16 protein-coding genes are annotated in these 19,089 nt (G+C 61.8%); 4 read left to right on the top strand and 12 right to left on the bottom strand.

What is annotated here, in order from left to right:
• Positions 1 to 13: 13 nt before the first annotated feature.
• Entirely contained in the window at positions 14 to 286 is a 273-nt protein-coding gene (locus LRO94_RS16735; protein ID WP_179178824.1) for a hypothetical protein, read from the top strand.
• Here LRO94_RS16735 and yfcF read toward each other — a convergent pair.
• The 4 genes from yfcF to LRO94_RS16755 form a co-directional block, all read right to left on the bottom strand.
• A complete protein-coding gene (yfcF, locus tag LRO94_RS16740) occupies positions 261 to 893 on the bottom strand; it encodes a glutathione transferase (protein WP_179178823.1) in 633 nt (210 codons plus the stop codon). The two genes, LRO94_RS16735 and yfcF, sit on opposite strands and share 26 nt — an antisense overlap.
• Before the next feature lie 232 nt (positions 894 to 1,125).
• Positions 1,126 to 3,561 (bottom strand): TonB-dependent receptor, encoded by a 2,436-nt coding sequence (locus LRO94_RS16745; RefSeq protein ID WP_233896827.1) that lies wholly within the window; start codon positions 3,559 to 3,561, stop codon positions 1,126 to 1,128.
• An 89-nt stretch (positions 3,562 to 3,650) separates the two neighbouring features.
• Positions 3,651 to 4,604, bottom strand: a complete 954-nt coding sequence (locus tag LRO94_RS16750) for a FecR domain-containing protein (protein WP_179178822.1) — start codon at positions 4,602 to 4,604, stop codon at positions 3,651 to 3,653.
• A complete protein-coding gene (locus tag LRO94_RS16755; protein WP_179178821.1) occupies positions 4,601 to 5,098 on the bottom strand; it encodes a sigma-70 family RNA polymerase sigma factor in 498 nt (165 codons plus the stop codon). The genes LRO94_RS16750 and LRO94_RS16755 overlap by 4 nt, the downstream gene beginning before the upstream one ends.
• 134 nt (positions 5,099 to 5,232) lie before the next feature.
• On the opposite strand from LRO94_RS16755, the gene LRO94_RS16760 reads away from it, so the two are divergent.
• On the top strand, positions 5,233 to 6,387 hold the full coding sequence (locus LRO94_RS16760) for a DUF1624 domain-containing protein (protein ID WP_179178820.1): 1,155 nt from the start codon (positions 5,233 to 5,235) through the stop codon (positions 6,385 to 6,387).
• Between the two features lie 704 nt (positions 6,388 to 7,091).
• Here the strand turns inward: LRO94_RS16760 and metE are convergent.
• Positions 7,092 to 9,380 (bottom strand): 5-methyltetrahydropteroyltriglutamate--homocysteine S-methyltransferase, encoded by a 2,289-nt coding sequence (gene metE, locus LRO94_RS16765; RefSeq protein WP_179178819.1) that lies wholly within the window; start codon positions 9,378 to 9,380, stop codon positions 7,092 to 7,094.
• Between the two features lie 182 nt (positions 9,381 to 9,562).
• Between metE and LRO94_RS16770 the strand changes: the two genes are divergently transcribed.
• Entirely contained in the window at positions 9,563 to 11,206 is a 1,644-nt protein-coding gene (locus tag LRO94_RS16770; RefSeq protein WP_179178818.1) for a sensor domain-containing diguanylate cyclase, read from the top strand.
• A gap of 142 nt (positions 11,207 to 11,348) precedes the next feature.
• The gene (locus tag LRO94_RS16775; protein WP_032889501.1) at positions 11,349 to 11,822 is read left to right on the top strand and encodes a GNAT family N-acetyltransferase; all 474 of its coding nucleotides are present in this window, start codon (positions 11,349 to 11,351) and stop codon (positions 11,820 to 11,822) included.
• 14 nt (positions 11,823 to 11,836) lie between these two features.
• Here the strand turns inward: LRO94_RS16775 and LRO94_RS16780 are convergent, their stop codons facing one another.
• From LRO94_RS16780 to LRO94_RS16810, 7 genes are all read right to left on the bottom strand, one after another.
• Entirely contained in the window at positions 11,837 to 13,156 is a 1,320-nt protein-coding gene (locus tag LRO94_RS16780) for an OprD family porin (protein WP_032890006.1), read from the bottom strand.
• A gap of 171 nt (positions 13,157 to 13,327) precedes the next feature.
• Complete coding sequence (locus LRO94_RS16785; protein ID WP_179178817.1) at positions 13,328 to 14,161, bottom strand: phosphodiesterase; 834 nt, start codon at positions 14,159 to 14,161, stop codon at positions 13,328 to 13,330.
• 10 nt (positions 14,162 to 14,171) lie between these two features.
• The gene (locus LRO94_RS16790; RefSeq protein ID WP_095184482.1) at positions 14,172 to 15,203 is read right to left on the bottom strand and encodes an ABC transporter ATP-binding protein; all 1,032 of its coding nucleotides are present in this window, start codon (positions 15,201 to 15,203) and stop codon (positions 14,172 to 14,174) included.
• Positions 15,200 to 15,994, bottom strand: a complete 795-nt coding sequence (locus LRO94_RS16795) for an ABC transporter permease (protein WP_032889505.1) — start codon at positions 15,992 to 15,994, stop codon at positions 15,200 to 15,202. The genes LRO94_RS16790 and LRO94_RS16795 overlap by 4 nt, the downstream gene beginning before the upstream one ends.
• On the bottom strand, positions 15,991 to 16,809 hold the full coding sequence (locus LRO94_RS16800) for an ABC transporter permease (RefSeq protein ID WP_122753951.1): 819 nt from the start codon (positions 16,807 to 16,809) through the stop codon (positions 15,991 to 15,993). Before LRO94_RS16800 ends, LRO94_RS16795 begins: the two co-directional genes overlap by 4 nt.
• The gene (locus tag LRO94_RS16805) at positions 16,810 to 17,814 is read right to left on the bottom strand and encodes an ABC transporter substrate-binding protein (RefSeq protein ID WP_179178816.1); all 1,005 of its coding nucleotides are present in this window, start codon (positions 17,812 to 17,814) and stop codon (positions 16,810 to 16,812) included.
• Entirely contained in the window at positions 17,798 to 18,817 is a 1,020-nt protein-coding gene (locus LRO94_RS16810) for a LacI family DNA-binding transcriptional regulator (protein WP_179178815.1), read from the bottom strand. The genes LRO94_RS16805 and LRO94_RS16810 overlap by 17 nt, the downstream gene beginning before the upstream one ends.
• Positions 18,818 to 19,089 lie beyond the last annotated feature (272 nt).

A 19,089-nucleotide genomic window follows, 5' to 3' on the forward strand; every position in this document is an offset into this window, starting at 1 on the left:
ATAAGGAGCCGCCATGAAGCCCCACCAGAAAACCTTCGACCGCATCCGTGAAGCCGTCTTGCCGGAATTTCGCGAGCGGGTCGCCGATTACCTGGTCGACTATGAAACCGTGCTGCAGGACATCAACGCCGACACCGACCAAGTCTGTGCCAGCGCCCAACAACTGCGCGGTTACCTGCGCGGCTTGAACACCACGCGGGTGCTGGGCATGGCCGATTGGGAAGACCTGGATCGGCGTGTGGAACACATCACCGCAAACGCTACAGCGCAGGACGTTGCTGATTGACCCATTCCTGCACCGACGGCCGCTGCCACTGACGCTGGGCATACGCCACCAACTCAGCCGGTACGCGGTCGCCGTTGAGGATCAGGCGGTTGAGCATGATCGCCAGATCCACATCAGCAATCGACCACTCACCGAACAGGTTCGTCGGGTTACCCGCCAACAACGCCTGCGCCCCAGTGATCAACCGCTTGGCGGCCGCTTCGGCCACGGGTGACAACGGCGGCATCTGCTGGCCGTAGAACACCACCAGCGTGGAACGCTCCTGACGAATTGGCAGCAAATCACTGCGCAACCACGCCTGTACCTGCCGCGCCCTCGCCCGCTGCTTTGGATCGGCGGGGTACACCGCTGTCCCAGGGTAGGCCTCTTCCAGATACTCGGTGATCGCCGAAGATTCCGACAACGCAAAGTCACCTTCCACCAGGGTTGGCACCCGTTGGGTCACAGACAGCCGGGCGAAATCGGCGGTCTGGTTTTGCGCGGCATCCAGGTCCAGGGTAACCAGGTCGAAGGCCAGGCCCTTTTCCCGCAGGGTGACGAACACCGACATCGCGTAGGGGCTGGTGAACAGCGAATCAACGTAAAGGCGCAACGGGCTCTGGCTCATGGGCAATCTCCTTGAATGAGCCCTCACGCTACGAGATGTGCGCGGATAAAGACAATGCAGGGTTTTTATGGGGGCATTCCTGGCGGGAATACTGCTTAAAACGCCTGAATATCGACCTCGCCCGTGTAGGGCTGCCGGTGGGTGCCTACACGTCCTTTATAGATCGGTTTTGGGTGGGCGCCTGGCGTCTGGCGCCCCCCCAACACGCTCGACAGTGGACCGTGTTTACCCTTTAGAAGTCCACCGTTGCCGATAGCTTCACCGTCCGTGGCTCGCCCTGGGTCAGGTAGTTATTGGCGGTCGACGCCGACGCCCAGTACGCCTTGTTCGCGATATTCTCGACGTTGGCGCGCAAGGTGATGAACTTGTCGTCGGCCTTGAAGCCATAACGCGCACCGAGGTCAACACGGGTCCAGGCCGGAATGCTGAGTGTGTTGTCAGCGTTGACGTACTCGCCGCCGGTGCGCAGCAGCCGTGCGTTAACCGCAGCGCCCTGGATGCCCGGAATGTCCCAATCGGCGCCCACGTTGAACTGAAAACGCGGCACACCGGCGGCGCGGTTGCCGTCGGTGAGGCCGTTGGCGGTGTTCTTCAACTCGGTGTTCATCCAGGTCGCACCGGCCAGCACGCGCAGGCCGTCGAGGGGTTCGCCGAAGACGTTGAGTTCCACACCTTTGTTGATCTGCTGACCGTCGACGCTGAAGGTATTGGTGCCATTGGCGTTGGTGTTGGTCGCACTGTTCGGCTGTTCGATGCGGTAGACACCGAGGGTAGCGCCATAGCTGTCCCAATCGAACTTGACCCCGGCTTCGGTCTGTTTGCTGCGGTTGGGCGCAAAGACTTCGCCGGGGTTGGTGACGTTGGTCAGCGGCGCCGTCGGACCTTGGGCCAAGCCTTCGATACGGTTGGCGTAGAACGCCACATGCTCCCAAGGCTTGACCACCAGGCCATAAACCGGCGTGGTGATCGACTCGGCATAGTTGGCACTGCGCACGCCGGTGGTGGTGTTCCAGGCGTCCACTTCGATGGTCTGGCGGCGCACGCCCAACGTCAGCAATACGCGATCGTCGATAAAGCCAAAGGTGTCGGACACCGCAGCACTCTTGATGCGGTTTTTGCCAACGATGCGTGGGTCGTGCACATCGCTGCCGAAATAGGTGACGGTCGGGCGCGCTATCTGGGTCGGGTTGTACAGATCGCCGGGCTTGCGATTGCCCCGAAGGATCGCTTCAAACGCCGAACGCTGTTCGCCCCAGACTCCCGACAGACCGACGTTCATCTGATGGGTCACCGGCCCAGTGCTGAAGTGCCCGTTCAAACCGGCCATGGCACTCTTGTTGTCCTCATCATGGGGCGAATACAAAAAGCCCACTTGCCCGGCACCGTTGTTGCCCACATACAACGACGAATACTGACCATTCTCCCGCGTGTGCTTGGCGCCGCCGCCCACGTAAGCCGTCCAGTTGTCATTGAGGTCGTACTCGGCATTGAACATGCCGTAGGTGTCTTCCAACTCCGACCAGCTCCAATCCTGGGCGTAGTTATGCTTCGCCGATGGCGCCTTCGGCACTTGGGTACCTGTGGGGTAGACCACCGAGCGGCCGCTGTTGATGCGCTCTTTCTGGTAGCCGAAATCGGTCGACATGCGCAGGCGCTCGCCACGGTAATCCAGGGCGATGGCGATCAGTTGTGAGCTTTTGAATTCATCCTCGATGGCCGTGTCACCGCCGTGTTTGGCCAGGTTGACCCGCGCACCGAAACGGTTGTCTTCGCCAAAGCGCTGGCCCAGGTCGAGGTGCCCACCGGCCTGGCCGTCGGTGGTGGTGTCGAGGCTGATGCTGCGGGTCGCGGTGTCTTCGGCGCGCTTGGGCACCAGGTTGACGCTGCCGCCAATCCCGCTGCCCGCCGGCGATACGCCGTTGACGAAGGCGTTGGGGCCTTTGAACAACTCCACACGCTCCAGGGCCTCGGTGGTGACGATCTGCCGGGGCAGCACGCCATAGAGGCCGTTGAAAGCAATGTCATCGGTGTTCAGTGGCAGGCCGCGGATGGTAAACACTTGGGAGAAGTTACCGAACCCGGAGGACTGGCGCACCGACGCGTCGTTGAGCAACACGTCACCCACGGTGCGCGCCTGCTGGTCGGCGATGGTTTTGGAGGTGTAGCTGACCACGCTGAACGGCACGTCATTGATCGAGCGATTGCCCAACACCCCCAGGCGCGCCGAACGCGCTACCTGGCCACCGCCATAGGTGTCCACCTCTGCCCCACTCGTTTCGGCGCTGATGGTGGTGGCGCCCAGTTGCAGCACGTCGCCAGTGGCCTCGGGCACCACGGTGTAACCGCCGCTGCCGGTGCTTTGCACGGTGTAGCCGCTGCCCTGGAGCAGTTGCATGAAACCCGATTGCGCAGTGTAGCTGCCTTGCAGGCCCGGACTCTGTTGGTCATTGAGCAGCGCGGAATCAAACGACAGCGGCACACCGGATAACGCCGCGAACTGCGCCAACACATTGCCCAAGGGCCCCGGCGCGAGGGCATAGCTGCGCGCGGCGCCCGCGACTGTCTCTGCTGCCATGGCGCTGTGCAGCGGTGCGAGAGTGGCAAGCGCAACAGCCAGGCTCAGCGCCTTGAGGGGACGGGGGCAAAAGAGGTGCAGTCTGGCGTTCATGGGCGTTCCTGTCGGCGCGGTGCAACGTTGAGGGTTCTCCCCTACACCGGACGACAACGAAAAAGGTATCAGCGAATCTGAAAGAAATTTCAACGCGGCTCGACGGTGACCCAGTAGCCGGTCAAGCGGCTGACGGTCACCGGCAGGGTTTCCTGCAACAGGCGCAGGCTGGCATCGGTATCACGCAGGGGGAATGCGCCGGAAACGGTCAACCCCGCCACGCCGGGGTGGCAACGCAACACGCCGGCACGGTAGCGCCCCAGTTCGTCGAGCAAATCCGCCAGGCGCATATGCTGGGCCAGCAGCATGCCGTTCTCCCAGGTCATGGCGCTGACATCCAGCGGCCCAACCGCCGCCACGCTGTCGTTGCCAAATGCGCTCTGCTCACCGGCCTTGAGGATCAACCCACGCTCGGCGTGGGTAGGCAGCATCTCCACCGCGCCTTCGATCACGGCCACGCGGCTAATGTGCTCACCGACACGCACGCTGAAGTGCGTGCCCAGCGCACGGGCGGTGCCGTGGCGGGTTTGTACGATAAACGGACGATGGCTTGGTGCAGGGTCCTTGGCGGTGGTGATCATCACTTCGCCTTGCAGCAGTTCAATGCGCCGTACCTGATCGGTGAAGCCGATATTCAACGAGCTGGCGGTGTTGATCAGCAGGCGCGTACCGTCAGGCAAGGTCAAAGTGCGTTGCTCGCCGATGGCGGTGCGCTGGTCGGCCGCCCACGACTCCCAGGGCTTTTGCTGCAAGGCCAGCCACGTCGCCGGACCTGCCAGCAGCAACAACCCCAATGCCTGGCGCCGGCCAAGGGATTTTTTGCGGCCGATACGCTTGAGGGTGTCGCCGGCAATCGCACTCGGCACGCTGTTGAAGTCCCCCAGAATCGCCTGCGCACGCTGCCAGGCCTGCGCGTGCTGGGCGCTGCGGCCTTGCCATTGGGCGATGGCGCGGTGGTCTTCGTCAGTCGCGCTGCCGGACTGCAACTGCACCATCCAGTCGGCGGCTTCGCCCAGGATCAGCGGGTCAATCGACGGTTTCATGCCACGCTCAGGCAGGCGAGGAAAGCATCGCGCATATAGCGTTTGACCGACACCAGCGACACCTTCAACTCATCGGCAATCTGCTGGTACGTCAGGCCATCGAGCTGCGACATCAGGAACGCCTGGCGGGTTATCTCGGGCAAGTCGCGCAGCATGGCTTCGATACGGTACAGCGCTTCGAGAATCAGCCAGCGGGTTTCCGGCGATGGCACTTGCTGCTCGGGCAAGTGGGCGATGGTTTCCAGGTAGGCGCGTTCGACCTCCTGACGACGCCAACTGTCGATCATCAGGCCCTTAGCAATATGAGTGAGCAACGCCCGTGGCTCGCTGCCAAAACCGGCGCAGCTCTGGCGACTCAGCAACCGCACGAAGGTGTCGTGAGCCAGGTCGGCCGCATCGCTGGCATTGCCCAGTTTGCGGTCGAGCCAGCGGTACAACCATCCGTGGTGTTCGCAGTACAGCGCCTGAATAGGCAGGTTGAGGGGGGACGACATGCGAGTCACCGGCATCAAGGCCACGGAGTAATTAAGAATTGATCGCATTCTAGTCTGGGCGACGGACCTCAGCAATGTGCAATTTAATGTTATAGGATAACATCCACTTTCCACCCAGCCCTGCGACCACACCCATGACCGATGCTGTTCCCCTCCGTCAACGCCTGCTCTCCATCGACGCCCTGCGCGGCCTGGTGATCCTGTTCATGCTGCTCGACCACGTTCGCGAAACCTTCCTGCTGCACCGTCAGGTCGGCGACCCGATGAGCATCGACAACACCGAACCTGCGCTGTTTATCAGCCGCACCCTCGCCCACCTGTGTGCGCCGGTGTTTGTCTTGCTCACGGGGTTATCCGCGTTTTTGTACGGCCAGAAATACCAGGGCCGCCGCGATGTGTCGGCGTTCCTGTTCAAGCGCGGGTTGTTCCTGGTGGTGCTGGAATTCACCCTGGTCAACTTTGCCTGGACCTTCCAGCTCCCACCGAGCGTGATCTACATGCAAGTAATCTGGGCGATTGGCATCAGCATGATCGCCCTCGCCGCCCTCGTGTGGCTGCCGCGCCCGCTGCTGATCATCGTGGCGCTGGTGATCATCGGCGGGCACAACCTGCTGGATGGCGTGCACTTTGCTCCAGGTTCGGCGCTGCGGAATCTGTGGGCAATCCTGCATGAACGCAGTTGGATCGACGTGTCCGCCGACCTGCGCTTGCGCACTACCTATCCGGTGTTGCCGTGGATCGGTGTGATTGCACTGGGCTACAGCATCGGTCCGTGGTTCGCCAATGCCACCGTGCCTGCAGCGCGCCAGCGCCAACTGTTGCTGGCCGGTGCGGGTTCGTTGATGGGGTTTGTGATGTTGCGTGCGGTCAACAGCTACGGCGAGAAGCCTTGGCAGACGTACGAGAGCGGCGTGCAAACGGTGATGAGCTTTTTCAACGTGACCAAGTACCCGCCTTCGTTGTTGTTCCTGGCGTTGACCTTGGGGATTGGACTGTTGTTGCTGTTGGCGTTTGAGCGCGCGGGGCATAAACGTTGGATCGGAGTATTGGCCGTGTTTGGTGCAGCGCCGATGTTCTTTTACCTGCTGCACCTGTACGTGCTGAAAGTGCTGTATTTAGCGTGTGTGGCGGCGTTCGGCCTCAACCATGGCAACTACTTCGGGTTCGATAGCATCGGTGCCATATGGCTGGCGGCTCTGTTGCTGCCGCTGGTGCTTTACGTGCCAGTGCGCTGGTTTGCCGGGCTGAAGGCGCGTCGACGGGATCTGGCGTGGCTCAAATACCTCTGAGCGTAGATTCAATTGTGGGAGGGGCATTGTGGCGATGCTACAGGCCCTGACTTCGATATCTCCGAGTCAGGATGCTGGCTGAGCACATATCCGTTGCTGCGATAACGGCGGCTTATGCTTTCGCCCTTACGGCGACCGGATTCTTAAGCCGAACTCCGTCCAACTGTGGGAGGGGGCTTGCTCCCGATGAGGGTGTGTCAGTTGATGCAGCTGTGACTGTTCCACTGCCATCGGGAGCAAGCCCCCTCCCACAGTTTGATCTCCATAGATCAGGCAGATAGGTCCTAGCCTGCTGTCCTGCTTTTGCTCTGCTTTTGCTCTGGCCCTTACATCCTTTTCGCTGACGAAGTCAGCGGTCTTTTGATCTGCGCTTTTGATTGTGATCTTGATCTTAGGCGCCCCGTCAAACACGCTGGCCGAACGCAGGCTTGAATCCGTGGGTAACCCGGCAGGACGCCGGGTTAGCCGCGCTGGGCCATGGATGGCCCATCGCGGCGGCCCACGGATTCAAGCCGGAGTGAGGGCACACCGAGCCTAGGCGAGGTGCCGAGTGTTGGGGCGAAGCGTTTTTGGTTACTTTTTGCGCTCTTCAAAAAGTGACCCGCTGTAAGAGCGGAACCCATAGCCGCCGTTACCGCAGAAACGGATACGCACACCAACAAACCGCCATCGAAAGCAAACCTCGCCCCACATTTTTAACCGCGTTACGCCAATTCCGCTCGCAGTTGACGCGCCGCAGTGACCATATGAATCAGCGCCGCCTCAGTCTCCGGCCAGCCACGCGTCTTCAAACCGCAATCCGGGTTCACCCACAACCGCTCGGCCGGGATCCGCTTGGCTGCCTTGCGCAGCAGGTTAGCCATTTCCGATGCATCGGGCACCCGTGGCGAGTGGATATCGTAGACTCCCGGGCCGATGTCATTCGGGTAGGCGAAGGCTTCAAACGCGTCCAGCAACTCCATGTCCGAACGTGAGGTTTCGATGGTGATCACATCGGCATCCATCGCTGCGATGGACTCGATCACATCGTTGAACTCGCTGTAGCACATGTGGGTATGGATCTGGGTGTCGTCACGCACGCCAGAGGCGCACAGGCGGAACACTTCGGTGGCCCAATCCAGGTAGTGCTGCCACTGTGCCTGGCGCAACGGCAGGCCTTCGCGAAACGCGGCTTCGTCGATCTGCACGATCTTGATGCCAGCGGTTTCCAAATCCAGCACTTCATCACGAATCGCCAAGGCCAATTGGCGGGCCTGCACTTCACGGCTCACGTCTTCGCGGGGGAACGACCACATCAGCATGGTCACCGGACCGGTCAGCATGCCTTTCATGACCTTGTGGGTCAGGCCTTGGGCATAGCGGATCCACTCCACGGTCATCGCCTTCGGACGGCTCAGGTCGCCGAAAATGACGGCTGGTTTCACGCAACGCGAACCGTAGCTCTGGACCCAGCCGAAGCGCGTGAACACGTAGCCATCCAGTTGCTCGGCGAAGTACTCGACCATGTCGTTACGTTCAGCTTCACCATGCACCAGCACATCCAGGCCGAGGTTTTCCTGCACTTCGACGGCGTGCCTGATTTCGCTGTGCATCGCTTCGACGTATTCGGCCTCGCTCAACTTGCCAGCCTTGTATGACTGGCGCGCCAGGCGAATCGAGGCTGTTTGCGGGAACGAACCGATGGTGGTGGTCGGGAACAACGGCAGTTTGAGGCCAGCGCGCTGTTGCTCGATACGCTGGGCAAACAGCGAGTGGCGCTGGCTGTCCTTGGCAGTAATAGCGGCAACACGTGCCTGGACGGCCGGTTTGTGGATTCTTGGCGAAGCAGCGCGTGCGGCCTGCACGGTGCGGCTGTGCGTCAGAGCAGCAAGCACGTTGGGCGCTTCAGGTTGGTTGACCGCCTGGGCCAGCACCGCTACTTCGGCGCACTTCTGCACAGCGAAGGCCAGCCAGCTTTTCAACTCGGCATCCAGCTTGTCTTCACGGCCCAGGTCCACCGGGCTGTGCAGCAGCGAGCAGGACGGCGCCACCCAAAGGCGATCACCGAGTTTTTCATGAGCATGCTGCAAGATCGCCAGGGCGTTTTCCAGGTCGCAGCGCCAGACGTTGCGTCCGTTCACTACCCCCAGGGACAGCACCTTGTACGCCGGCAGCCGGTCGAGGATGGTCGGGTACTGTTCCGGCGCCCGTATCAGGTCGATGTGCAGGCCATCCACTGGCAGGTTCGCGGCCAGGCCGAGGTTCTCTTCCAGACCACCGAAGTAGGTCGCCACTAGCTTTTTCAGTGGGTCGCGCTGGATCAGGTTATAGGCGCGTTCGAAAGCGTTTTTCCACTCTTGTGGCAGGTCGAGCACCAGGATCGGCTCGTCGATCTGTACCCATTCCACGCCCAGGTCCGCCAGGCGTTGGAAGATCTGGCCATACAACGGCAGCAGGCGCTCCAGCAGATCAAGCTTGTCGAAGTCGCCGCCCTTGGCCTTGCCCAGCCACAGGTACGTCAACGGGCCAATCACCACCGGCTTGACGTTGTGGCCCAGCTCGAGAGCTTCCTGCACTTCTTCGAAGAGTTGATCCCAGCCCAGATGGAACTGCTGGTCGACGCTGAATTCAGGCACCAAGTAGTGGTAGTTGGTATCGAACCACTTGGTCATTTCCTGGGCGTGGGCACCGCCGCAGCAGTTGTCGCTGACACCCCGCGCCATACCGAACAGGGTTTGCAGGGTGGCCTTGCCATCCGCCGGGCGAAAGCGCTCAGGGATCACGCCGAACATCAGCGAGTGAGTCAGCACCTGGTCGTACCAGGCGAAATCGCCAGCGGGCAGCAACTCAATACCGGCCTGTTTCTGCAACGCCCAATGGGTCTTGCGCAGGTCACGGCCAACGGCGCGCAGGCCGTCCTCGTCGAGCTCACCCTTCCAGAACGCTTCCTGCGCTTTTTTCAGTTCACGATCGCGTCCAATGCGCGGAAATCCCAGGGAATGAGCGACAGCCATGACTTACAACTCCAATGTCGTTATGTATGGCAGTCATTGTCGGGAATTGATCATGGTGAGACAAACTCATTCTATTTTAGATCAGCACAAGTTTCGCTCATGTTGAAGCTTGCCTTTAGCCGACACGGCACTCATTCATTGCGGGTACTATGCTCGCAAACAATACATTCAAATGAGCACCCATGATCAAAGCCAGCCTGCGCAGTCACCTGACCTTATGGTTTGCCGGTTTATCCCTGCTCACCTTGCTGAGCGTGGGCTTTTATGTGGGGCACATCGCAACTGGGCAGATGAAGCAGGCCAGCGGCGTTGCTTTGTTGAGCACAGCGCGCTCCACCGCTGCGCTGTTGGCCGTGCAACTGCGCGAGCGTCAGCTGGAAGTGACCCTGCTCAGCAAAGCGCCGCTGTTTCGCAAGGGTGACTTGAACGAGCCGGACATCCTCACGCTGATGGAGCTGCGTACCCAGTCTCGCGCCGAGTACGCGTGGATGGGCGTCGCCGATGCCGACGGCCGTGTGCGCCAGGCGGTGAATGGGCTGCTGGTGAATCAATCTGTCAGCCAGCGCCCATGGTTCCAGGCCGGTCTGCTTGGCGAGTACACCGGCGATCCCCATGAGGCGGTGCTGCTGGCCAAGTTGCTGCCAGGGGCGGCCAACGGCGAGCTGTTGCGTTTTATTGATTTCGCCGAGCCTATCCGTAACGCCAAGGGCGAGACCATCGGCGTGCTGGGGGCCCATGCGCACTGGCGCTGGGTGACGCAAATCGTCGATTCGGCAGTGATGCAGAAGGACGCCATCCCTGATATCGAGGCGCTGATTGTCGACTTCGACGGCAAGGTGCTTTATCCCGAACTGCTGGCCGGCGAGCAGATGCCTAAAGACAAGCTGGTCACGCCTTCCGGCTGGTCCACGGCGGACGGTTTTGTGACCGCTTCGGTCGCGGTGCCCAGCCCCTCCAACGCAAAAATGACTTGGTACATCATGGTGCGCCAGCCGTTGGATGTGGCCCTGCAACCGGCGCGCACGCTGCTCTACAAACTGCTGATACTCGGTGTACTCGCCGCCGTGGCGTTTATGGTCGCGGCGTATTACCTGGCCTCCTCCCTCAGTCGCCCTATCGAACAACTGGCCAAATCCGCCAAGCAAGTCCAGGAGCACCAGCCCGGCGCAGTGTTTCCCCAGGAGCACTCGGTACTGGAAATCGCCCAACTGGGCCGTTCGCTCACCGGCATGACCCAAGCGCTGCTGGCCAAGGAACGCCAGCTGCAGGAAGCCAACGCCTCCCTGGAAGCCACTGTCGCCCAACGCACCGCCGACCTCACCCAGGCCAACGCCGAACTGCTGAAACTGGCCACCCACGATGCCCTCACCGGCGTGTTCAACCGTCGCCGCTTCGATGAAAAACTCGCCGAGAACAGCCTGCTGTTCCAACGCACCAGCCGCACCTTCGCCCTGCTGCTGATCGATGCCGATTACTTCAAGCGCGTCAACGACACCTACGGCCACGCCATTGGCGATGATGTGCTGTGCCAACTCGCCGCGCTGATAGAAAGTACGACGCGCGCCACTGACTTTGTGGCGCGTTATGGCGGGGAAGAATTCGCCGTGCTGCTGCCGGAAGTCGAAGCGCCGGACAGCCCCGACGTGGTCGCCGAAAAAATCCGCGCGGCCGTCGAGGCGGCAGTGTTTCCAGCCGTGGGCCGTCTGACCGTGAGCATCGGCGTGGGCGTGGCCGAGCCTTCGGACCGTGACTCCCTGGCACTGCTCAAACGCGCGGACATGTGTTTGTATGAGGCCAAGGCCGCGGGCAGGAACCGGGTGGTTTGAGCACGCCTCCCTCGCCACAGGTACAGTGCCCGCCACGCTATTTCGGATAGGTCCCTACAGGGATGTCATTACCCAAGGCTGTTGTCTTTGGGGCGCAATCAGCTATGAGGTCGAACGCTCAGTGCCCACACAAAGAGTCCCTATGAAGCCCTCCAGCGAAGCCCCTTCGATACGTAGACTGGAAGAACTCCCAGACGAGATCCACACGCTGGAAGCGCAAGCCATTGCCGAAGGGTTCAAGTTCCTCACGCGCCTGATCACAGAGTGGGAAACAGGCGCCAATCGGTTCGAACAACCGGGCGAGTACCTTTTGGGCGTGTTTTACCAGGAGCAACTGATTGCAGTCGGCGGCGTTTCCCGTGATCCCTACGCCGGCTCAACCGTGGGCCGGCTGCGCCGGGTATACGTGACTCCCCAAATGCGAGGGCGAGACGTGGGTAAGGCCTTGGTTCAAGCACTGCTGGATTACGCCACGCTGAAATTCCACGATGTGCGCTTATCTACCGATACACCCGAAGCCGCAGCATTTTATCTGCGCTGCGGTTTTCATCAGATCAGCGATGACACCGCAACGCATGCACGATCACTGAGCGCCCACTCGCGTCTACAGAGGTGAGGCGCTCAGCTGTACTACATCAACGGAATCGAATAACTCACAAACACCCGATTCTGGTCCTGGTCCCGCGCCACTTCACTGCGTGACACGCCGTTACGCCAGCCGAACCCGACGTTCTTGAACGTGCCGCTCTGCACCACGTAATCCAACGAGATGTCCCGCTCCCACTCGCTGGCGTCGTTGCCGCTGGCGGTAAGAATGTGGTCGCCCTTCAGGTACATCACCGAGGCCTTCAGGCCGGGTACACCCAGCGACGCGAAGTCGTAGGCGTACTGGGCAAAGGCAGTGCGTTCGCCGGCCTGGATGAAGGTCTGCACGGTACGGTCGGTGTAGAGGTACAGGCTGGCACCGCCCTCCCCTTTGTTCACCAGGCCGCCCTGGTTGAGTTGGGCGAAGTTGCTGTCGTCCGAAACTTGCTGGTAGCCGGCGGTGATCGCGTGCGGGCCCAGGGAGTAGATGAACGCGGCGCTCCAGGTGTTGTTGTCGATTTCACCGTTGCCGTTCTTGGTATAGCCGCCCAGCTTGTAGCCCTCGGCACGGCCGGCAGCACTGCTGTTTTTGCCGTCGGAGCTGGTCTTGAAGTAGCGCAGGTCGGTTTTCAATGAGCCGTATTCGCCCAACGGCAATACGTGGATCAACCCGGCGAAGTGTTGCTGGTAATAGTCTTCGAGATTGGCGTAGTAGTACTGGACCATCAGGTCCTTGGTCAGTTGGTAGTCCGCGCCGGCGTAGGTGAATTTATTGCTTTCCTGGGTACCGCCCGCCGCGGCCAGGCCACTGCGGTCGCTGGAACCGCGACCGGTGGTGTGCTCAAGCTGACCGCCGACCAGGGTCAGGTTGTCGATGTCCTTGCTGGTGACTTGCCCGCCTTCGAACGACTGCGGCAACAGGCGGCCGTCGTTGCTCACCAGGATCGGCAGGTTCGGGCGCAGGTAGCCGTAGCGCGCTTCGGTCTTGGCAAAGCGTGCCTTGGCGGTCGCGCCGCCACGGGCCCAGTTATCCGTGGCCTTGCCGTCTTCGGTGGGGATCATCGAGCTGCCGACATGGCGCGCGGCGCTGCTGTCGAGGGTCACGCCGAGCATGCCGATGGCGTCCAGGCCAAAGCCGACGGTGCCGTCGGTGAAGCCCGACTGGTAGTTGAGGATAAAGGCCTGGCCCCACTCTTCGGTCTTCGACGGTGCCGCCGTGCCGTCGCGGTTGTCGTTATTGAAGTAGAAGTTACGCATGCTCAAGTTGGCTTTGCTGTCGCTCAAAAAGTCAGCAGACGCCAAGGGGCTCAGAGCAATACCCAGGCTGCCGGTCAATACACTTAATACATTCAACGTGGCTTTCATCAGGACGAACTCCGGCGCGGAATCCAAGTTCCGGGCGCAAAAAATGGGCAGCAGGATGCCGTCGGCCAAATGTGAAGTTGGCCGCGGCGTTAACGGTTATTCAGTTGCCTAGTTGCTCGATTACTCAGTTGCTTAGTCAGCTGGTTGAGTGAAGTGAAACCTCCGTAAACCTCAGTCAATCAATCCATGAGCGTCATAAAACGGATACGGCCCCGGGTAATCCCCGAACACGCCGTTGTGGCTGATCAAGCCGTGTTGCGCATCCCAGCGGTGCAACAAGTACCCCGCCGGTTCCAGGTTGAAATGCGCGGGCGCGGCGTCTTGCAGGTCCAGCACAATCTGATGGGAGGTGCCGGGGCACACACAACTCAAGCTGCCGCCAAAGCGTCGTTGCATCGGCCGGTGCAGGTGCCCGCACAGCAGGCGTTCCACTTGCGGGTGGCGCGCCACGACGCGCTCCAGTGCGGCGGCATTGATAAAGGGTTCGCGGTCCATATGGCCGATGCCGCTGATAAACGGCGGATGGTGCAGGATCAGCAACGTCGGCGCGTCCGGGCGGCGTACCAGTTGCTCGTCCAACCAGTGCAATTGGCTGTCCATTAGCTGGCCGCCATGCCCACCGGGGATAGTCGAGTCCAGGCCGATCAAGCGCAGCGGATGCTCGTCCACCACCCAGTCCAACGGCCCCTCTGCCGACGACGGCAAATAAGCGTGATCACGGAATGCCTCAAGCAACGGACCGCGTGTGTCGTGGTTGCCGGGCACCAGGTAGCACGGCATGTGCAGGCGCGCGAGCTCGGGGTGCAGCACGGCGTATTCATCGGCGCGACCGAAGTCCACCAGGTCACCGCTGACCACCACGATATCGGGCCGGGGTTGGCTGGCGTTCAAATGGTCGACGGCACGGCGCAGCGCGCCCAAGGTATCGACCACCCCATACGTCAGGCGCTGGCCGGCTTTAAGGTGCAGGTCGCTGATTTGCGCAACAAGAAACGGACGATTCACAAGCAAACTCTCACGCATTCAGGGTGAACAACATGTGCGGCGCAATCGCCAGGGCGATCGGCGCGCCGACGGCGTACAAGTGGTTGTCGCTGCTGTCCACCAGCAGCGGTTGCGGGCCGCCCACGTCTACCAGCAAGCGGCTTTGGGCGCCCTGGAAAAACTGCGCCAGTAGATGGCCGTGCAAGTGCCCTTCGCTCTCCATCACCCGCAAGTGTTCGGGGCGGCAGTACACCGTGTTGGGCACGTCGGCGGCCTGCCACGGCAACTCGCCGCCGCAGACTTTCAGGCCATGGGCTGTTCGCGAGGTAACAGCAAAGGCATTGAGGTTGCCGACAAAACCGGCGACGAACGCATTGGCCGGTTTCTGGTAGATCTCCCGTGGGCTGGCCAGTTGCGCGACGCGGCCGTGCTCCATCACCAGGATACGATCGCCCAGGGCCATGGCTTCGCCCTGATCGTGGGTAACAAATACCGAGGTGATACCGAGGCCGCGCAGCAGTTCATTCAGCTCGCTGCGCAAGCGCTCGCGCAATTGCGCATCCAGGGCGGCCAGCGGTTCGTCCAGCAACAGCACTTTAGGGCGCGGCGCCAAGGCACGGGCCAAGGCCACGCGTTGACGCTGGCCACCGGACAGTTCGTGGATGCTGCGCTTGCCATGCTGTTGCAGGCCCACCAGCTCCAGTAATTCCTCGCAGCGCTTGTTCCGCGCAAGCGGCGCCATGCCGCGAATCTTCAAGCCGTAGACGATATTGCCGGCCACATCGAGGTTGGGAAACAGCGCGTAGTTCTGGAACACCATGCCCACATCGCGGCGCTCGATGGGCAGGCGAGTGACGTCGTCGGTGCCGAAAAAAACCTGCCCCACATCCGGGCGTTCCAGGCCGGCAATCAGGCGCAAGGTGGTGGTCTTGCCGCAGCCGGACGGGCCGAGGATCGCCAGGGTTTCACCGCCTTCAACGGTCAGGTTCAGATCATGCACAGCCACGGTGCCGTCGGCGAACGCCTTGCGACAGCCTTGCAGGCGAATAGTGATAGCGGTCATCGACGCTCTCCACGGGACAAACGAGCGCTGATGGCCTGCAACGCAATCAGCAGCGGCACGATCATCAGCAAAAAGATAAGGGTGTAGGCGCTAGCGATTTCCAGGCGCGCCGAGGCGTAGCTGTCGGCCAGGCCCACGGGCAATGTCTTGGTCATGGGTGTGTGGAGCATCCAGGTCAGGTTGAATTCGCCCAACGACAAGGTCACCACCATCAGCACGCCAGCGAGAATCCCCGCCCGGCAGTTGGGCACCACCACGCTGAAAAAGCGCTTGATCGGCCCGGCGCCCAGACTGGCCGCAGCCTCTTCCAGCACCGGCAGTTGCTGGCGTTGCATCACCGCCATCACCGGACGTACCAGGAACGGCAAGGTGAACAACACATGGCCCACCAGGATGAACAGCCAACTGCTGCGAAACGTGCCGAACTGGCCGTAGGTGAGCAGCAACGCCAGCGCACTGGCCAGCCCCGGCATCGCCACCGGCAACACCATCAGTTCTTCGAAGGCACGGCTGAAGCGGTTGTTCATGCACACCAGCGCATAGGCCGCCGGTACGCCGATCACGCAGACACACACCGCGCACGCCAGCGCCAATTGCAACGACAGCCATACGGTGGGCGAATAGGCCTGCCAGACCTGGATCAGCCAGTCGAAGGTCAGGCCGCTGGACAGGCCGACGAAGAAATTGCGCGTCAACCCGGCCAGCAACGACATCAGCACCGGCACCAACATGAACGCGCACACCAGCAAGGTGAACAGCAGTTGAATCACAAACAGCGATGAGCGCTTCACAAGACAGTCCCCGCATTTTTCACCAGACGCCGCGTGAGCAATAACACCGCCCAGGTCACCGCGCCGAGCACCACCGACAACGCGGCGGCGACGGCAAAGTTGGCGTAGTTGGTGAACACGTTGTAGATCGCCACCGGCGTTACATTCAGGCGCGTGCCCAAGGTGAACGCGGTACCGAAGGCGCCCATGGACGTGGCGAAGCAAATCGCGCCGCAGGACGCCAACGCCGGCGCCAGGCCCGGCACGATCACGTCGCACACCACCCGCCAGTGCCCTGCCCCCAGCGAATGCGCCGCTTCTTCCAGGCTGCGGTCGAGGCTTTCGCACGCGGCCATCACCGTGAGGATCACCCGGGGAATCGAGAAGTACAGGTAGCCGACAAACAGCCCGGCCAGCGAGTAGGCAAAGATCCAGCGCTCACCGGCCACTTGCAGGCCCAGGGACGCCAGCAACCCCTGGCGCCCGGCCAACAGGATCACCAGAAAGCCCACCACCACCCCGGGAAACGCCAGAGGAAACGTGAGCAAGGCCACCAACGCCGAGCGCCCGAAAAACTGCTGGCGCGCAAGGAATACGCCGCTGATGCCACCGATCAACAACGCGGTGAACGTCACCACGATCGCCAGCACGCAAGTCTGCGCCAGGCTGCCCAGGTACTGCGCGCTACTGAGCACCTGCCAATAGCCGCTGCCGAGGCTGTCGCGGCTTTCGGCGCCGAGCACCATCAAGTGCGCCAGCGGCAACAGCCAGAATGCGAACAGCACCGCAAAGGCCGGGGCCAGCGCCCAGGCCGCCTGTTTTGCCGATGCAGCCACTTACTTGACCTCGTTCAGGTAACGGGCGGCGAAGGCTTCCTGCACAGCGGCCATTTTCTGATAGTCCACCACGCCGGCGCGGGCGTAATCGCTGTCGGGCAGGAACTGCGCGGCGACGTCGGCCGGCATGTTCACCGGGCGTACCGGGCGCAAGTAAGCCTTGGCCCAGAGTGCCTGGCCTTGGTCCGACAGCACGAAGTCCAGCACCTTCTCGCCATTGGCGCGGTGCGGCGCGTTGGCCACCAGGCTCATCACATAGGGCACGCTGATGCTGCCTTCCTTGGGGATCACGAAGGCGACGTTGGCGCTGTCTTTGTAGCGGGCGCGGTAGGCGTTGAAGTCGTAGTCCACCAGGATCGGCAACTCGCCGGACAGCACCCGCGCATAGGCGGTCTGCTTGGGCACGATAGGGGCGTTTTTCGCCAGCTTCTGGAAGTAGTCGATGGCCGGGGCGAAGTTGTCCAGGTCGCCGCCCATTGCGCGGTTGATCGCCACGGCAGAGACGTAACCGACGAAGGCGCTGGACGGGTCCAGGTAGCCGACCATGCCTTTGTATTCAGGCTTGAGCAGGTCGGCCCAGCTTTGCGGCACCGGCAAGCCACCCAATGCATCGACGTTGACCATAATGCCCAAGGTGCCGGAGTGGATCGCAAACCACTGGCCGGCGGGGTCTTTCAACCCGGCGGGGATCTGCTCCCAGCCCTTAGGTTTGTAGCCATCGACCACACCGGCCTTTTGCGCCTGCAAGCCGAAGGTCACGCCGTAATACACCACGTCCGCGACCGGCGCGGCCTTTTCGGCCACCAGTTGCGCCAAGGACTGGCCGGAGTTCTTGTTATCCAGCGGCACCTGCACACCCGTGTCGGCGGCGATGGCCTTGAGCTGGGTGCCCCAGTCAGCCCAGTCCGGCGGGCAGTTGTAGCAAATAGCCGTTTCGGCGGCCTGGGCCAGGCTGGCCACACCGCACAGCAGCACGGCTGCCAGGGTTTTACTGAATGCGCGCATCAAGGAACTCCTCAAAGGGTTGGGTACTTTCGCCCGGCCGGATATGGCAAGGCAGGCAATGGGAAACCGGGGCATTCCCGGCGATCTGCGCCAGCAGTTGGTCAATCACCGTGCTGGCCAGCAGCGCGATGGGCTGCACCACGCTGCACAGGGTCGGGTGCATCTGGGTGCCGAGGGCGATGCCGTCAAAGCCCATCACCGACAACTGCCCGGGTACATTCCAGGCATTGCGGCGCAGCTCTGCGATCAGGCTGATAGCCAGGAAATCGTTGGAGCACACCAGCGCGCTGGGGGCGTCGGGGCCGTTGAGGTACGGCTGGATGGCAGCGAATTCGGCCTGGGTATGCGCGGGCATTTCGATCACCGCGCGGCTTTTGAGGCCGTATTCCTTCATCGCGTCGCAGTAACCGGCATAGCGCAGGCGTGCGCGGTCGGACTGCAAGGCGGGGCCGGCGACCATGCTGATGCGTCGATGACCGGCCTCCAGCAAGTAGCGCGTGGCCAAGGCCATGCCCGCGCGGTTGTCCACCGACACGGCGCTGTAGTTGGGGTTGCTCGGTTGGTGATAGGCCAGCACGAACGGGGTTTGTTCGGTATTCAGGCTGCTGAGCACGCTGTTGCTTTCGGCATCGGTGACCGTCAGCACCAGGCCATCGACGCGCTGGCGCAGCAGTTCTTCCACTACGATGCACTCGCGCTCGCTGCTGTAGTCGGTGGTCGCCAGCACCAGGCTGTAGCCACGCAACCGCGCGGCACGCTCCATGGCCTGGAACTGCTCGGCGAACACCGGGTTGAGCAGGTTGGGCACTACCACGCCAATCAATTGGGTGGTTTGCAGGCGCAGTTGGCGGCCGAGCAGGTTGGGCCGAAACCCCAACTCACGGGCGGCGGCGAACACCTGCTCACGGGTCGCCGGGCGCACCTGCTCGGGAGAGGCAAAGGTACGGGCGGCGGTGGCGCGGGATACGCCAGCCAGCCGCGCAACGTCTTTCAGGTCAGTCATGTTTACTCGCTTGAGATCGATCTCATTGGCGAGGACAGTAACGGGGGAATGTGGCAGGAAGGTGGTGGGGAGATGACGGTTTGATGTCAGCCAAGCCCCGACACGCTTTAATGTCAGGTGATCGCATGTAGCAGTTGCCGAGCTGCAAGCGAGGCTGCGTCAGGCGCGCTGCCGATTCAGACTCGAGTCGCGGCGGACGCTGCCTCACCGGGGCTCGACAGCTGCTACAAATTTGCGCGGTGTTGGATAGGACGGTGTCTACGTGCGACCGC

The organism is Pseudomonas sivasensis (assembly GCF_021391435.1).
In the GTDB taxonomy this organism is placed as follows: Bacteria; Pseudomonadota; Gammaproteobacteria; order Pseudomonadales; family Pseudomonadaceae; genus Aquipseudomonas; species Aquipseudomonas sivasensis.

Coding starts and splice junctions, on each gene's coding strand:
- LRO94_RS16760 (WP_179178820.1), top strand. CDS start 5,233: ATGACCGATGCTGTTCCCCTCCGTCAACGCCTGCTCTCCATCGACGCC.
- LRO94_RS16735 (WP_179178824.1), top strand. CDS start 14: ATGAAGCCCCACCAGAAAACCTTCGACCGCATCCGTGAAGCCGTCTTG.
- LRO94_RS16805 (WP_179178816.1), bottom strand. CDS start 17,814: ATGCGCGCATTCAGTAAAACCCTGGCAGCCGTGCTGCTGTGCGGTGTG.
- yfcF (WP_179178823.1), bottom strand. CDS start 893: ATGAGCCAGAGCCCGTTGCGCCTTTACGTTGATTCGCTGTTCACCAGC.
- LRO94_RS16810 (WP_179178815.1), bottom strand. CDS start 18,817: ATGACTGACCTGAAAGACGTTGCGCGGCTGGCTGGCGTATCCCGCGCC.
- LRO94_RS16775 (WP_032889501.1), top strand. CDS start 11,349: ATGAAGCCCTCCAGCGAAGCCCCTTCGATACGTAGACTGGAAGAACTC.
- LRO94_RS16770 (WP_179178818.1), top strand. CDS start 9,563: ATGATCAAAGCCAGCCTGCGCAGTCACCTGACCTTATGGTTTGCCGGT.
- LRO94_RS16755 (WP_179178821.1), bottom strand. CDS start 5,098: ATGTCGTCCCCCCTCAACCTGCCTATTCAGGCGCTGTACTGCGAACAC.
- LRO94_RS16745 (WP_233896827.1), bottom strand. CDS start 3,561: ATGAACGCCAGACTGCACCTCTTTTGCCCCCGTCCCCTCAAGGCGCTG.
- LRO94_RS16780 (WP_032890006.1), bottom strand. CDS start 13,156: ATGAAAGCCACGTTGAATGTATTAAGTGTATTGACCGGCAGCCTGGGT.
- metE (WP_179178819.1), bottom strand. CDS start 9,380: ATGGCTGTCGCTCATTCCCTGGGATTTCCGCGCATTGGACGCGATCGT.
- LRO94_RS16750 (WP_179178822.1), bottom strand. CDS start 4,604: ATGAAACCGTCGATTGACCCGCTGATCCTGGGCGAAGCCGCCGACTGG.
- LRO94_RS16790 (WP_095184482.1), bottom strand. CDS start 15,203: ATGACCGCTATCACTATTCGCCTGCAAGGCTGTCGCAAGGCGTTCGCC.